Raw genomic sequence first — 14,070 nt, 5'->3', positions numbered from 1 at the left:
ACTCCGACGGGACAGTTGTGGCGCCGACTTCGTGGAAGATCGAGAACTCCGGCAGCACCCCTGCGCGTCTTGCTATGGCCACGGCGACTACCGCCTACGACGGCATCTCAGCTTCGGCGAAGGCAAACGGGTCGACACTGCTCGACTACTCAGGAGGCTTCGCTTCCTACGACCCGACGCTGATCGTTCCCGCGAAAGGGTCGCTCGATGTGAGCTGGGCGGTGTCCCGGCTCGATCCCGCTGTGCATGCCGCCCTGTTCGAGCAAGCAGCCCAGCACCCCGTGACGCTGCTTTCGGCGTCGTTTCTCTTCTGTGCTCAGTCGACAGAACCGAGTGCTTCGGATTCCGTCCCGTTCGCAGTCTATTCCGAAGACGATGCCTCGCTCACTTTCTATAAGCGCCGCGCCCTGCCCGTCGAGGGAAGCGTCTTCGAGGGCAAGACGGCGACGGCGGTGTACGCAAATATCCAGAATACGAAGAGCACTCCGCCGTGGAAAGGCATCGCGCGCAAAATAGAGCGCGTCGCGGTCGTCGATGAGGGAGTCGCCCCGCAGACGATGTATGCATGGTTCTTCAACTGCGCCAATCTCTTGTCGGTCAACCTTTCCAAGCTCGATACGTCGAAAACGACGAGCCTGGAATATGCTTTCTCGGGGTGCAAGTCCCTCACAGATATCGATCTTTCTACGCTTGACACAAGCTCTGTCAGGTCGTTTGCCGACGTGTTTCAGGACTGCTCGTCGCTTCGGAGCGTAAACCTCGCAGATTGGGACACATCGAGCGGGAATAACTTCAGGCAGATGTTCATCCAATGCGCATCCCTTGAGGAGCTCGACGTCTCGTCGTTCGAGACGGGCAACGTTACCACATTCAAGGAGATGTTCTACGGGTGCAGCTCGCTTAGGTCCCTCGATTTGTCGCACTTCGACACAAGCGCCGCAACCACCTTCGCGTCGATGTTCTACAACTGCGCCTCGCTTGCCACTCTCGACCTGTCCTCGTTCGACACGTCGAATGTGGAGACTATGGCAGACCTGTTCACCGGCTGCTCCAGGCTTGCAGAGGTGACGCTCGGCGAGTCGTTTGCCTGGGTTGGCTCTAAGTGCTTCCTGCCGCAGCCGAGCGCTGGGGATATTCCCGGGGCGGACGGCCTGTGGCATGCCGCATCGGATGGGGCCTCCTATCGGCCTTCCGCCGTGCCTGGCAACAAGGCGGACACATATCGCGCCGTCGCGCCTGGTGGGGAAGGCGATGCTGCAGAAGATGACTCAGATGTCTCGAATGGAGCGGATCCCACAGGCGCTGCGGAAAGCGCGTACGGTGCGGGTGCTGCGGAAGATTCGGGCAATGCGGGATGCGCGGGCTCCGAGAACGCCGCGGGCGGCGCGGACACCGCGCCCGGCGCGAGCGCCCCTAACAGCGAAAACCACGCCATCGCCGTGGAAGGCCTGGCGGCAGCCGGGCGCGAGGCCTACATAACCGCGCTCGCGATGGCGAACCCGAGCGCTGCGGCGCCCAGCGTGGTTGCGTAAGTCGCAGCAAGGTATCCGGCGCCAAGCGCGCGCTTACCACCCAAAACAAGCTCCACCGCCTCGTAGTTCATGGTCGACAATGTGGAGAACCCGCCGAGAAAGCCCATAGTCGCCGCGAGGTAGAGCACCTCGTTAAGATCAGCCTGAACCGCCAAGGCGATTCCCGCCAAGGTGCACGAGCAGATGTTGATGATGAGCGTCGCTACAGGGAAATCCCCGTGCGTGAGTGCCTTGAGAAAGCCCGTTGCCTTACTGCGGCAAAGCGCTCCCAAGGCACCGCCGAATCCTACGGCGACAAGCAGAAGGGGACTCATCGTTTGCCTCCCTCATCTTCGGGGGAGGAATCCTCCACAGTTGGGTTACCCTCGCAATCCTTGCCCCACTCCTGTGCGAAGGCGTTTCGGGCTTGGCCTTTTGCCCTATCGGCTTCCCGCATCACCTTTGCTCGGCGTGTGGCATGTGCCCGATGAATGGCTTCGCGGCGTCGCTCGATGTGCGCAAGGCGGCGAGCATCGAGGCCGCGACAAGCGGCGTGTCCTGCAAGCGAGGCAAGAAACGTCGTCGCGAGCGTCGCTACGATATAGGCTGTCCACAGGCCGACCTCGCCTGCCTGCAGAAAAGCGAGGCACTCGGTCGAGAACGCTGATATTGTGGTGAAGGCGCCCACAAGCCCCACGCCGAGCGACTTCACGAGAGCGCCCGGCAGATGCATGCGGCGCCCCACGTACTGGTTCACCAGCTCCAGCACGAAACAGCCGAAGATGTTGATGACGAGCGTTGCCGCAGGAAAGCCGCCGTTTGCGGGCAGCGCACATTCCAGAAGATAGCGAAGCGAGGCGCCGATGAATCCCATGCCCAAGATGAGCGGCGTGAGTGTTCCCTTGCGGCGCAGCAGCTTTTGCGCGCGGGCGGCGGTATGTGTTTGGGCGGACATTACACGAGGCGGCCTATCATCCGCGTGACGAGCGCAGCGCACTGGCGCGCCGCCTGCGCCTCGAAGGTGGGGTAGTCGATATAGTCGGTGCCGTCCGCCTTGTCGGAGATGGCTCGCACGATGGCGAAGGGAACGCGGTTCAGCCAGCAGACCTGGGCAATCGCCGCGCCTTCCATCTCGCAGCAGCTCGCGTCGAACGTGTCGGCGATGCGGTTTTTGTCGGCGTCCTCGCGCACGAAGACATCGCCCGAGGCCACACGGCCTTCCCAGGTTTGGATGTCGAGCTCGGCTGCGGCGTCCACCGCTGCGCGTCGGAGCGCCTCGTCGGCGGGGAAGGCGAGTGTGGACAGCCCTGGCGTTTGCCCTGGGGCGTAACCGAGGTTCCTCACGTCCATCAGGTGGTTCACGGCGTCGGTCGCCACCACGATATCCCCGATGTCGATCGAGGCGTCAAGCGACCCCGCGACGCCGGTGTTCACCACGCCGCGCACGGCGAAACGATCGATGAGCAGCTGCGTGTGGGCGGCCGCATTCACCATGCCGACGTCGCACTGTGCGACGACGACGGGCGCGCCCGATAAGGTGCCGGTGAAAAACGAGAGCTGCCCGGTGTGGGAGGTCTCGACCGCGCCCTCCGCGGCCATGTTCTCTTTCAGCAGCTCAACTTCGACGTCCATCGCGCCGATGATGCCGATAGGGTTCTCCATCGATGTGTCCTAGTCCAAAAGCGCCGGATAGTGCGTGTGCGCGTCGTCGAGCACGGAAAGCGTGTCGGCAACGTAGCGGCGTGCCCACCATTTCGCCTGAGCCAGGTCGGAATCGTGGTAGTTGCCGCATTCTTCGGGCTTTGCGCCGGGGATTTCGCCCTCGAAGTCGCGCGCGAACTCGAACAGGCGAAGCACGAGGTCGGCAACGTCGGCTGGTTCATAGGCGCCGAACAGCACGAGATAGAACCCGGTGCGGCAACCCATGGGGCCGAAGTAGATCACGCGGTCCTTCCATTCCGCATCGTTGCGCAGGAAGGTGGCGCCGAGGTGCTCAATCGCGTGCACGGCGGCGGTGTCCATCACCGGCTCGCGGTTCGGCGCCGTCATGCGCAGGTCGAAAGTGGTGGTCACGCAGCCAGTCTTCTCGTCGGCGTCGCTGCGCGATACATAGACGCCGGGCTCGAGCTTGGTGTGGTCGACGGAAAAGCTTGCGATTCGTTCCATGAATTGGCTCCTTTGAAGGTTGTCTTAGTTGGAAGGATATACGATTCGTCGATGCGCGCAAGCGTGCTCCCCGTTGTCGGCGTTGCTGGGTGCGCCGTGGGGTCTGTTCGCCACAAAATCCACTTGGATCGGTTGGCTCTGCGGTGTGAGGCCGGGGCCGTCCGCTCGCCGCGTTCTTCAGGGTAATGAAAGGAGTTCGACTTACTGAAAGATGGGCCCGATGTCCTAAAAGCTTCACCTTGCGGTTTTGCCCGTCGGTTTTCGCGCGGGCTCCTGTATCCTTATGCATAACAATAAGTTGGCGACAGCAGGGAGGGTCGTATGAAAACTAGTTCACAGACAGCGTTGAAGGTTCTGTCGATCATCGGCATCGTCGTGGGAGCGATTATCGCCGTTTCCGGAATCGTGCTCACCGTGGGCGCTAACGGATTCGCCATGTACCAGGCGAGTTCTTCCGGTGCCGGCGTTGCGGTATTAGGCACCATCGGCGGCGTGGTCCTAATTATCGCCGGTGCCTTTAACGTCGTCGTCGGCGTGTTCGGCGTGCGCGGTGCGAATGACCCGTCGAAGATCGGCGTGTTCTGGGTGCTGTGCATCATCGGCATCGTGTTCAACGCGCTCGGCCTCATCATGGAGGCGACTGGTTCGGGTATCAGTGCCAGCAGCCTGATCGGTACTCTGTTCGTGGTCGTTCTGTTCATTCTTGCGAACAACATCAAGAAGCAGGCTTAAAGCACGCTGGCCATCTTCGACTGACGTAGTTTTTCGCTCGAGGGAAGCTCGCAGGCGGTAATGCCGCTAGCGGGCTTCACTTCGTTCCAGGGGAGTAAAACAACTCGCAAAATTATGCGAGTCAATAATTTCGCAATATTTTGCGAATTGGATAGAGCGCTCACGCCTGTCGCGCCTCGTGTCAGCCTCTGCCGTCGCCCGCCGCGTTCCGCGCCTGCGCTTGCCAGCCCCTTCTCTTAACCTGTTCCTGGTGGCGATGGCGTTCTTCGTCGCAAGCTGCGTGGCCGGTGATACCAGGGTGCTTGCCGCCACCGTGAAGCTGGGCATGGGGTATGACAAGTCGGACATCCGTTTCGTCATTCATTTCCAACTTCCGCAAAACCTCATCGCATACTACCAACAAATCGGCCAAGCGGGACGCGACGGTAAGCCTGCATACGCGTTTCTCCTGCATGGGGAAGAGGACGAAGAAATCCTCACCCATTTCATCGCGACCGCGCAAGCGTCTCCCAACTTGCTGAAGGACATCGTCGGCATGGCTCGATCCGGCGTGAGATATGGGGAGATGCTCAAGGCTCTCAACGTGAAGGGGGGCAAGCTCGACGAGGCCTTGAAGTATCTTCTTGTCCACGACTACCTGTATCGGGACGGATCCGTCTATCGTGCAAGCTTCGGGAAGGCGTTCGACGCGGCGGCGGAGCGGGGGAAGCGGGACCAGATCACCAAGACGCGAATCGCCGAGCACGAGGCGCTTATCGGGTACCTCGATTCGACCGACTGCTTCATGAAGCACGTGGCAGCCGAGCTCGATGCCCCCGATGCGCAAGAGACGTGCGGCATCTGCGCGAACTGCCGGGGCGGCTTCATCGTGCCCGTAAGCGCAGATCAGAGCACCGTGGCGGCAGCGACTCGGTACTTAGGCGGACGACATGGTGGATTCTCGGTGGACCTTTACCGTCGTTGCAGCTGAGCTGCTGGAAGCTGGCGCTTCGAGCGTTTATCCTTTTGCGCTAGTCAAAACGGGCAGTGGGGATTAAATGAGCGAGAAATACACCGAAGAGCAGAAGACTTTCAAATAGATAAGCACTGAAAAAGCATTTTGACCTGCTTTTATTTGATTAATTAATAGCCGGAAAGATAAACGAAAAACTAAGCTGCATTCATGCGTCTTACAATCGGGCCAGCGTTACAAGCCAGATAAGGTGAGGAGTCGCTATGGAGGCGAATCGAGGGGAGTTTAAAACCAACTGGAAGGAAGCGCAGCTGATGGGTCCCACACAGGATGACCCAACGGGCCGCGAATGGACATGGGAGGAGGACGGGTATACCGTCATTCGCTCGAACGCGCGATCAGGCCCAGGCTGCCACGACAACTGCGGCATTCTTATGTACGTGAAGGATGGTGTACTCGAAAAAATCGAGGGCGATCCGGAAAACCCGTACAACCAGGGTCGTCTTTGCCCGCGTTGTTTGGCGTTCAAGGAGATGCTGTATCACAAAGACCGCCTGCGATACCCGATGAAGCGAGCTAAGGAAGACAGGGGAAAGAACACTTTCGAGCGCATCACCTGGGATGAGGCGTATGACATCATCGAGCGCGAAATGAAGGCCGTCATCGAAAAGTACGGTCCCGAATCGATTTGGGTGACGCAAGGTACGGGTCGTGACATCAACGGCTATGGAAAGCTTATGGCGCTGTGCCTGGGGACTCCGAATTATGGTACGGGTTTTCTTTCGGGGCAGGCTTGTTATGCGCCGCGCATGTTCTCGACCTCGCTTAAAGCGGGCGGTTTGTTTATCTGCGATTACTCCCAGTTCTTCGCTGATCGTTATGATAATCCGGCTTGGGAACCGCCTGGATGCATCCTCGTGTGGGGCAACAACCCCGTCGTCGCTAACTCTGACGGAACGCTTGGCCATTGGGTAGTTGAATGCATGAAGCGCGGGAGCAAGCTTATCGTCATCGACCCGAAACTTACCTGGTTGGCTGGTAAGGCTGATGTATGGCTTCAGGTTCGTCCGGGTACGGACACGGCGCTTGTACTCGCACTCTGCAATATCATCATTGAGAACGACTTGCAAGATAAGGAATTCATCGATTTATGGTGCTATGGCTACAATGAGTTCGCCGAGAATGTGAAGAAGTATCCTGCGTCGTTTGCTGCAAAGACGTGTGGCGTGGACGAGGATTTGGTCGTCGAAGCTGCTCTTGAAATCGGCCATGCGAAATCGGCATGCTTGCAATGGGGCGTTGCGATGGACCACACATCAGAGGGATTCATTACAGGCATGGCGTGCTTCGATCTTATGGCTCTTACGGGCAACTTTGAGAAGCCTGGCTCGATGGTTGCCGCAAATCCTGTGTGGGACATGAGCGTAACGTGGCTTCCGCGTGAATGGGTGTGGGATGGATGCCATAAACCGCTGGAGCATCCCGAGCTCACCATGAACGACAAGTACCCTGCGCTCAATGCAATTGCTGCTATCAGTCCCGATATGCTGCTTGAAGCCATGGAAACGGGCAAGCCGTACCCGATCAAGGCGATGTTCATGATGCAAAACAATGCCATCGCTTGCATGGGCGCACAGCCGCAGCGCATCTTGCCCGCACTTCAGAAGATGGACTTCAACGTAGTGGTTGACCTGTTCTTGACTCCGACGGCACTTGCTTGCGCCGATGTCCTGCTCCCTGCAGCGTGCTTTGCGGAACGCATTGGTATCACGGGGCACCAGCCTTATGCTTTGGGCGCAATTGCTCAGGCTGTTGAGCCTCTTGGTGAATGCAAATCCGATCAGCGTATCATCTACGAAGCTGGCGCCCGCTTTCAGAGCGAAGAGTACAAAAAATGGGACAGCGAAGAAGGAATGTATGACTACCTGCTTCGTAACACGGGCCTTACTTACGAGTCTCTTCGAGAGCGCACCTGGCTCTACCCGGAATTTGAGTACTACAAGTACAAGTCTGGCAAATTGCGTCCCGATGGCACGGTCGGTTTTGCCACGAAGACCGGGCGGTATAATTTCTATTGCCCAGAGATGACCTATTTCGGTCTTTCTCCCTTGGCTGACTACGAAGAGCCGCCCGAAAGTCCGATTTCCCGTCCCGATCTGGCAGAAAAGTACCCGCTTGTTCTTACCACTGGCGCTCGTTCCTGGGGTTTCTTCCATTCTGAGCACAGGCAAAGCCCGTCTATGCGCAAAATCCACCCCGAGCCGACGGTGCTCATCCATCCCGAAACGGCAGAAAAGTACGGCATTGCCGATGGCGACTGGGTGAAAATTGAGAACAATTACGGTTCGTGTAAACAGAAGGCGAAGCTTTCTATCCGTATTCGAAAGGATACTGTTTCAGCTGATCATGCCTGGTGGTTCCCTGAGCGTGATCCGAACGACGGTACGCTGTTTGGCGTCATGGAATGCAATATCAACAAGCTTATTCCCATGCGTCCCGGCAAGGTGGGCTTGGGCGCGTCATACAAATCGCAGTTGTGCAGCATCGCAAAGGCGGAGGGGTGATTACCATGAGGCAAGTTCTTGTTGTTGACTATGAGTATTGTTCAGGATGCCATACATGTGAAATTGCATGTCAGCAGGAACATGGGATGGATCCTGACAAGTACGGCATCAAGCTTACGCAAATCGGCCCTGATGAAATAAAGCCACGGAAATGGCAATTCGAATTCTTGCCTATTCCCACAGATCGCTGCGACATCTGTGCGAATCGCCAGGCGAAAGGCAAGCTGCCTTCGTGCGTGCAGCACTGTCAGGCTGGATGCCTTTACCTGAGGGACGCTGACGATTTGGGAGATTTGCTTTCGAAGAGGAAGGTGTCGCTCTTCACATTGGGACGCTAGGTTGGTAGTCTCTCGCTGCAATAGGACAGGGCGGTTGGATGACATGCGTTATCCGACCGCACCATGTCTGAAGTGCATAGCTTGCTGCTTTGAAATGGTGCTTAGTCGTTTGTTTCCAACGTATATAATGAGGGGCAAAGCGAGAGGGGAGCAAAGCGGTGAAAATCGATACTCTGTACGAATTTCTCTTGCTTGCGTCTACGCTCAACTATACCGAAACCGCGAAGAGCTTTTTCGTTTCTCAGCCTGTTCTCAGCAATCATATCGCTGGTCTTGAAAAGGAGTTGGGCGTTCGGCTCTTTAACAGGAATAGCCATGCGGTCGAGCTCACGGAGGTGGGCGCGATTTTCGTTGCCGATGCGCGGAAGATTGTCGACGATTATGAGAGCGCTATGGGTCGCATCGCTCATTATCGTGAAGGTGTTACTTCGTGCGTGACGATAGGCTTTCTTCTCGGATCGTATGGCTCGTTTCTTCCAGAAGTGTGTCGTAGGTACAGCGTCAAGCATCCAGGTACCGAGTTCGAGTTCAAGGAGCTGGAAATCGGCGCTGTGCAAAGGGGACTTTCGCAAGGGACGATAGACGTTGGTTTTACGCTTTTCTCTGAAGCCGGCAATTCGAATCGCTACGAGTTTCGATGCCTCTATAGAGATCGCTATAAGCTTGCGGTTCCTAAATCGCATCGACTTGCAAAAAGGTCGTCAGTTACTATTGACGATTTGCGAGACGAGGTTGTGCTTGCTCCGCGGTTCGATAGCTTTAGGAGCACTCTCACTCAGACGAGCGTGAGGCTTCGCAATGCTGGTATTGACGTGCGAAACGACGATCGCATTGTCGATGCGGCGGCGCTTATGGCGACGCTCGTGTCGAGCGGGCGAGTGGCCATGGCTCTCGATCATCTCAGCGTGTATGGCAACGGCAACGTCGTGTTCGTTCCTATTGAGGGAACTGGATTCGATTTATGCGCCGGTCCGATGTGGAAGAAATCGCAAGGCAATGGGGCGGTTGAATCGTTCATTAGCTTTCTCGCGAAGGAGACAAAGGGCTTCTCGCGCGAGGATTATCTCTCAAGGCAAGGAGCCGACACGCTTCCTTTCGAGTGACGAGACATTTGCTCCGTTGTTTTTAAATTACCAGTTCAGGCTTCTATTTAGTGCATTGCTGACTGCGTCTCAACATCTAAGGTTGAGATGGTGAGCCATGATCCAAATTCAACATGAGCGTCTGTAGACCCTAGGTACGGTTGTGGGGATACTTGCCTTCAGGGGGAGGCGGACACGAGGGGAGTGGGCTGCATGTCATCTATCACGCAGCGAAAAGAGCTAGAGGCAAAAGATTCAAAGTGTGGCTTCTTTTACGGTTACGCGCTCGTTGTGATTCTTGGCTTTCTATATTTCTGTTCATCGGGGATTATTCTCGCGACGGCTACCATCGTGAATCCGCTCATGCTTCAAGACGAGGCGCTCGGGATGAACGCGACGATGCTCGGAACGGGGTTCTCGCTCTTCGTGCTGGTGCAAGGTATTTCAGCGCCGCTTGTTGGTGCACTGATCTCAAAGTTCGGTGCTCGTTTCAGCATGACGCTCGGCGCGATGGTTCTCCTTTGCGCCATACTCGCGCTCATCTTTTTCGTCTCTTCGCCGGTTGCCTATTTTGCCGTGTTCGGAGTTGTGGCAAGCGCGGCTACCATGATGGTGGGTCAGCTTGCGGTGCAGAGCACTTTGGGCAGCTGGTTTGTGGAGCGTCGTGGCGTAGCGATGACCTGCATGATGGTCATTGGTGCAAGTTCGTCATTTATTGCACCGCCTGCCGTGAACGCCATCATGGGAGCCACTGGCGGCGGTTGGAGAAGCGGCTGGTATCTCATTGCCGCGCTTGTTGCGTTGGCTATTCCTGTGGCGTTTTTCTTGGTGAAAAATCACCCTTCTGACATCGGGGAAATACCTGATGGCACGTCAGGAGCCAAGGTGGCAGCTAAAAAATGCGATTATAGGTTCGTGGTGTACAAGAATAAAGAGAGCGTCCCGTTCAAACAAGTTGTTCGTACGCCGACGTTTTGGCTCATTTCCCTTGCGGCAACGAGTGGGTTCGCGGCATATACGCTCTCAACTTCGCAGGGTTTTCTCCATTTTACGTCGCTCGGTTTCGATAGTGGTCTTATTGTTGCGGGGGTGGCGCTTATGGGGGCAATGGGCCTTGTGGGCAAGATTTCCATGGGGATAGTGTCCGATCGCATTGAGCCGATACGGCTTATCGTAGTAGCCGCGCTCATTCTCGTGATTGGTATCGTAGTGGGTGCCGAGGCGTCAAGCGATGCCATGCTGCTCGTTTTCTACGCTTGTATTGGCGTTGGGTTCGGCGGCGTGAATGCAGTATTTCCGACGGCTATGGCTAACTACTTCGGAGCAGGGTCGCTTTCGAAAAATTTAGGTACTGGGATTATGATTACAACCCTTGTCGCTTCGGCTCTTCCTATTATGAGCGGTGCTTTTTTCGATGCGACGGGGTCGTGTGCTCTGGCGTTTTACGTAACCGCGGGAATCGTTGCGGCGTGTGCGGTGTGCGGCATACTCGTTCGTTTTCCTGCAAGGGGAGAAGGCGGCGTTCGCAGTAAGGAGGTTGTCGGGGGTTAAATGGGAGTCCGTTTCTGTTGTGTCTATAAATCTATAAGGAGGAGATAATGGAAAGCACGAACGTACCCATGTCGAAGCGACTCATCGGTATTGCTTTGGCAGCTGTTTTTATCGTAGGATCGATTTTCGTTCCAGGAAGCGAGACGCTCGGTCACGAAGGGGTCATGACACTTGGCTTGCTTTTGGCGCTGGTGTCCTTGTGGGTGACATCTGCGCTACCTTTGGGTGTTACGGCACTTTTCATCATTGTAATGTGTCCGGTTTTGGGCATCGTCGGCGGCTTGGGCCAGGCAATTGGCGGTTTTGCTAGTCCGGCACTGTTCTTCATCATTGCGGTGTTCTCGCTGCCCGTTATCATGTTGAAGACCAACTGGGGAACTCGTCTTATTGGGGCCCTCATCAAATGGACGGGATCGAATTCTCGCAAGCTGGTTCTGGGCTTTATGATTGCGACCACGCTTGTCTCGACAATCATGTCTGACGTGCCTTGCACGGTCCTGTTTCTTGGTTTTGCACTTGCCATCCTGAAAGCTGCAAACGCCAAACCCTTAGAATCTAATCTTGGACGCTGCTTGATGATTGGCATCCCGATTTCTGCCGTCACGGGTGGCATGGCAACGCCGGCAGGTAGCTCTTTCAACGTTGTTGCAATGAATATTCTCCAGAAGGCTACGGGCGCGTCGGTCTCGTTCCTCGATTGGGTCATCGTCGCGTTGCCGGTGGTTATCGTGATGGTTCCCGTCACCTGGTTCTTTATCACTCAGATTCTGAAACCCGAACCCATTACCGACGAGTGCCTTCAGGGTATCCGCGAACAGGCTGCCGCAGCTAAGAAGATTGAGCCCTATGAAATCAAGGCTATTATTGTCGTGCTCGGCTTGCTCGTTCTCTGGATTGCCGGCAACTGGATTCCGGTGCTGAACGCTACGGTCGTTGCATTGATCGGTCTTACCGTGATGTTTCTTCCTGGCATGCAACTCCTGTCTTGGAAGGAATTTCAGGACGCCGTGCCCTGGGGCATTGTGCTCATGTGCGGGACCATCATGTCGCTTGGTTCGGTTATCGAGTCTACGGGTGGCGCTGCGTTTTTGGCTGGTCTTATCACCAATAGCGGCGTTATGAGCCTGAGCTCGTTTGCGGCGTTGGCACTTATGCTTGCCTTCGTGTATATCCTGCACACCGTCTGCCCGATTGGCGTCGCCATTCTTGGTATCTTCCTGCCGATTATGATCACGCTGTGCGCAGGGTTCGGCATGTCGCCTGCTGTTCCGACTATTGCCTTGGCGGTTGTCGTTGCTGGCAACTACCTCATGCCGGTGAACCCGACGGTCATGTTAACGTACGGCGAGGGTTACTATACCTTTGGTGATATGTTCAAAACGGGCATTATTCCATCCATCGTGCTCGTTCTTCTCATGGCGGCATGGATGCCGTTTATCGTGGGAATCTTGGGCATCTAGCTAGTTTCAACGTCTCAAGAACTTATCTATCAAGGCCTGCGATCCGCTTCGGATGGCAGGCCTTTTTGTGCTATGCGGAAACCGGATCGCCGTATTCTCTCTGCATGGCGTCTTTTGTTACGATCCACTGTTTCCCGTATTTTCGTGCATCAACACCTGAGACGATCTTTCCATATGAAACTGCCTTGCGAAGTGTCGATTCGCTCAACCCCCACAGCTCTGAGGCGTCAGCGAATGACATAAGGTCGTCAAAAGGCGTGCTTTCTGTGACCCCGTTATACCAGAGCTCATCGCACGAAAGATCGATGTAGTCATTCCATATGATGCCGTAGCCGCCGACGTCTACTTGGACATCGTTGAACAACGAGTCGTCTTCGAGGGCTTTGAAAGTGGGAATTCTCATTGCGAGCGGGGCAACATCATATTTCTTTGTGGTTCCGTCGGTGAATAGAACGCTAAGCTTCATATTGGGTAGTGGATAGACATCTTTGATTTTGTGAAACATTGAATACCTCCTTAACTCAGTGGGTCGAGTTTCTTGAACTCCTGCGTTTCCCACATGCTGAGCAGGGCATCGCGATTGATTCCAATCCACTCCCTGACCATCCCAGATGCGCGTGCAGGCAACTTGCCATCAAGCAATCCGCCTGTATTGATATCGAACGCGGCGGTATCTTCGCCATAAATTGCATGAACATGGGGAGGGTTGTGCTCTGATTGCAGAAAGTACATCCGAATCACGATTCCGTAAAATGTTGAAAGTGCTGGCACGGCTCCCCTTTTCAATCTTGCAGATAATATAGTATCACGATACAGTGATAATATGGAGTAAAAAAGCCCAAGCCTATAGAGGCTTGGGCTTTGAAAAGTGCTGCGTGGGACGTTGCTATCCTAACTGGTTAATATAGAGATCGATCGGACCAATGTTTTTATCTTCATTGGTGGTATCTGCCTCGATGACTCGAGTGAGATAGCCATTGGCTTCGACGTATACCCTAAACTTTGCGGCGGGAATCTGGTGGAACCAGAAGTCGCCGAAGTCGTCAGATTCGGTCACCTTGATTTCGCCGGAATCGAGATTCTCGAGTGTGATCTTTGCCCCAATGATGACTTCGTCAGCCTCGAGATCAACGATGATGCCGCCGATGAATCGCTTGGGCAGGTTCAGATAGTACATGCGCGGCTCGTCACTGGCGGCCCGCTCGGGCGCGATGGCCTCGGCTTTTGCGATTTCGTCAGCAAAATCCTCTTCGTCCCCAAAGCGCAGTGCTTCGTGCGGACATACGTCTACGCAGTGAGGAAGTTCTCCCTCGTCGACCAGGTGAGCGCATCCAGTGCATTTTTGAGGTATTGAGAGTTCCTCGTTCCAGAAGATGGCGCCATAGGGGCAGGCATCTACAAGCTCGCGCTTGCCTTCGGCCTTCACGGGATCGATGATAACCAAGCCATCTTCGCGCTTATATACCGCGTCGGGTGCGGCTTTCATGCATGGGGCGTTGTCGCAGTGTTGGCAGCGATGCATCACGTAGGATACCTTCACCTTGGGAACTTGCCCTCGAATGATTTCTTCCATGGAGGTCCAAAATTGCCCAGTGTCGGGTTGGGGTTTAGCATAGGGGAGCCATTCGTTGTCGACATGCTCGTCCTTGCATGCTAGCTGACAGTTGCGGCATCCGTTGCACTTTGCTGCATCGAAGATGAAAACCTTGCCCAT

At 55.6% G+C, this 14,070-nt stretch carries 15 protein-coding genes; 8 read left to right on the top strand and 7 right to left on the bottom strand.

Features of this window, described 5'->3' with window-relative positions; genetic code table 11:
* Window positions 1–17 precede the first annotated feature (17 nt).
* Window positions 18–1,532: a BspA family leucine-rich repeat surface protein gene (locus F8C90_RS05625; RefSeq protein ID WP_158049478.1), complete on the top strand. Its 1,515-nt coding sequence runs from the start codon at window positions 18–20 to the stop codon at window positions 1,530–1,532.
* On the opposite strand, the gene F8C90_RS05620 is transcribed toward F8C90_RS05625, so the two are convergent.
* Genes F8C90_RS05620 through F8C90_RS05605 form a run of 4 tightly spaced genes read right to left on the bottom strand, consistent with a single transcriptional unit; the run spans window position 1,472 to window position 3,677 of the window.
* Window positions 1,472–1,846: a fluoride efflux transporter FluC gene (locus F8C90_RS05620; protein WP_158049477.1), complete on the bottom strand. Its 375-nt coding sequence runs from the start codon at window positions 1,844–1,846 to the stop codon at window positions 1,472–1,474. The two genes, F8C90_RS05625 and F8C90_RS05620, sit on opposite strands and share 61 nt — an antisense overlap.
* The gene (locus F8C90_RS05615) at window positions 1,843–2,466 is read right to left on the bottom strand and encodes a fluoride efflux transporter FluC (protein WP_158049476.1); all 624 of its coding nucleotides are present in this window, start codon (window positions 2,464–2,466) and stop codon (window positions 1,843–1,845) included. Before F8C90_RS05615 ends, F8C90_RS05620 begins: the two co-directional genes overlap by 4 nt.
* The gene (locus tag F8C90_RS05610) at window positions 2,466–3,173 is read right to left on the bottom strand and encodes a 5'-methylthioadenosine/adenosylhomocysteine nucleosidase (protein WP_158049475.1); all 708 of its coding nucleotides are present in this window, start codon (window positions 3,171–3,173) and stop codon (window positions 2,466–2,468) included. Before F8C90_RS05610 ends, F8C90_RS05615 begins: the two co-directional genes overlap by 1 nt.
* Before the next feature lie 9 nt (window positions 3,174–3,182).
* Complete coding sequence (locus F8C90_RS05605) at window positions 3,183–3,677, bottom strand: S-ribosylhomocysteine lyase (RefSeq protein ID WP_158049474.1); 495 nt, start codon at window positions 3,675–3,677, stop codon at window positions 3,183–3,185.
* A gap of 321 nt (window positions 3,678–3,998) precedes the next feature.
* Here F8C90_RS05605 and F8C90_RS05600 point away from each other — a divergent pair, with 321 nt between their 5' ends.
* From F8C90_RS05600 to F8C90_RS05575, 7 genes are all read left to right on the top strand, one after another.
* Window positions 3,999–4,409, top strand: coding sequence for a hypothetical protein (locus F8C90_RS05600; RefSeq protein WP_158049473.1), 411 nt, complete (start codon window positions 3,999–4,001; stop codon window positions 4,407–4,409).
* 178 nt (window positions 4,410–4,587) lie between these two features.
* Window positions 4,588–5,379: a helicase-related protein gene (locus F8C90_RS05595; RefSeq protein ID WP_211361033.1), complete on the top strand. Its 792-nt coding sequence runs from the start codon at window positions 4,588–4,590 to the stop codon at window positions 5,377–5,379.
* Window positions 5,380–5,675: 296 nt separating this feature from the next.
* Window positions 5,676–7,925 carry a molybdopterin-containing oxidoreductase family protein gene (locus F8C90_RS05590; RefSeq protein WP_170264563.1) on the top strand — a complete coding sequence of 750 codons (2,250 nt, stop codon included), beginning with the start codon at window positions 5,676–5,678 and terminating at the stop codon, window positions 7,923–7,925.
* Window positions 7,826–8,263, top strand: a complete 438-nt coding sequence (locus tag F8C90_RS11405) for a 4Fe-4S dicluster domain-containing protein (RefSeq protein ID WP_417059092.1) — start codon at window positions 7,826–7,828, stop codon at window positions 8,261–8,263. The genes F8C90_RS05590 and F8C90_RS11405 overlap by 100 nt, the downstream gene beginning before the upstream one ends.
* Window positions 8,264–8,421: 158 nt before the next feature.
* Window positions 8,422–9,366 (top strand): LysR family transcriptional regulator, encoded by a 945-nt coding sequence (locus F8C90_RS05585; protein ID WP_158049471.1) that lies wholly within the window; start codon window positions 8,422–8,424, stop codon window positions 9,364–9,366.
* 192 nt (window positions 9,367–9,558) lie between these two features.
* Window positions 9,559–10,896 (top strand): MFS transporter, encoded by a 1,338-nt coding sequence (locus F8C90_RS05580; protein WP_158049470.1) that lies wholly within the window; start codon window positions 9,559–9,561, stop codon window positions 10,894–10,896.
* Window positions 10,897–10,943: 47 nt separating this feature from the next.
* On the top strand, window positions 10,944–12,356 hold the full coding sequence (locus F8C90_RS05575; RefSeq protein WP_246155805.1) for an SLC13 family permease: 1,413 nt from the start codon (window positions 10,944–10,946) through the stop codon (window positions 12,354–12,356).
* Window positions 12,357–12,426: 70 nt separating this feature from the next.
* Here F8C90_RS05575 and F8C90_RS05570 read toward each other — a convergent pair whose 3' ends face one another.
* The 3 genes from F8C90_RS05570 to F8C90_RS05560 all read right to left on the bottom strand — a co-directional run bounded on the left by F8C90_RS05570 (window position 12,427) and on the right by F8C90_RS05560 (window position 14,070).
* Window positions 12,427–12,861 (bottom strand): helix-turn-helix domain-containing protein, encoded by a 435-nt coding sequence (locus F8C90_RS05570; RefSeq protein ID WP_158049469.1) that lies wholly within the window; start codon window positions 12,859–12,861, stop codon window positions 12,427–12,429.
* Window positions 12,862–12,872: 11 nt separating this feature from the next.
* Window positions 12,873–13,127 (bottom strand): DUF4160 domain-containing protein, encoded by a 255-nt coding sequence (locus F8C90_RS05565; protein ID WP_158049468.1) that lies wholly within the window; start codon window positions 13,125–13,127, stop codon window positions 12,873–12,875.
* A 115-nt stretch (window positions 13,128–13,242) separates the two neighbouring features.
* Window positions 13,243–14,070, bottom strand: coding sequence for a 4Fe-4S dicluster domain-containing protein (locus F8C90_RS05560; RefSeq protein WP_158049467.1), 828 nt, complete (start codon window positions 14,068–14,070; stop codon window positions 13,243–13,245).

Source organism: Ellagibacter isourolithinifaciens (assembly GCF_008831035.1).
GTDB lineage: Bacteria > Actinomycetota > Coriobacteriia > Coriobacteriales > Eggerthellaceae > Ellagibacter > Ellagibacter isourolithinifaciens.
This window is presented reverse-complemented; position numbering and strand designations above follow the sequence as displayed.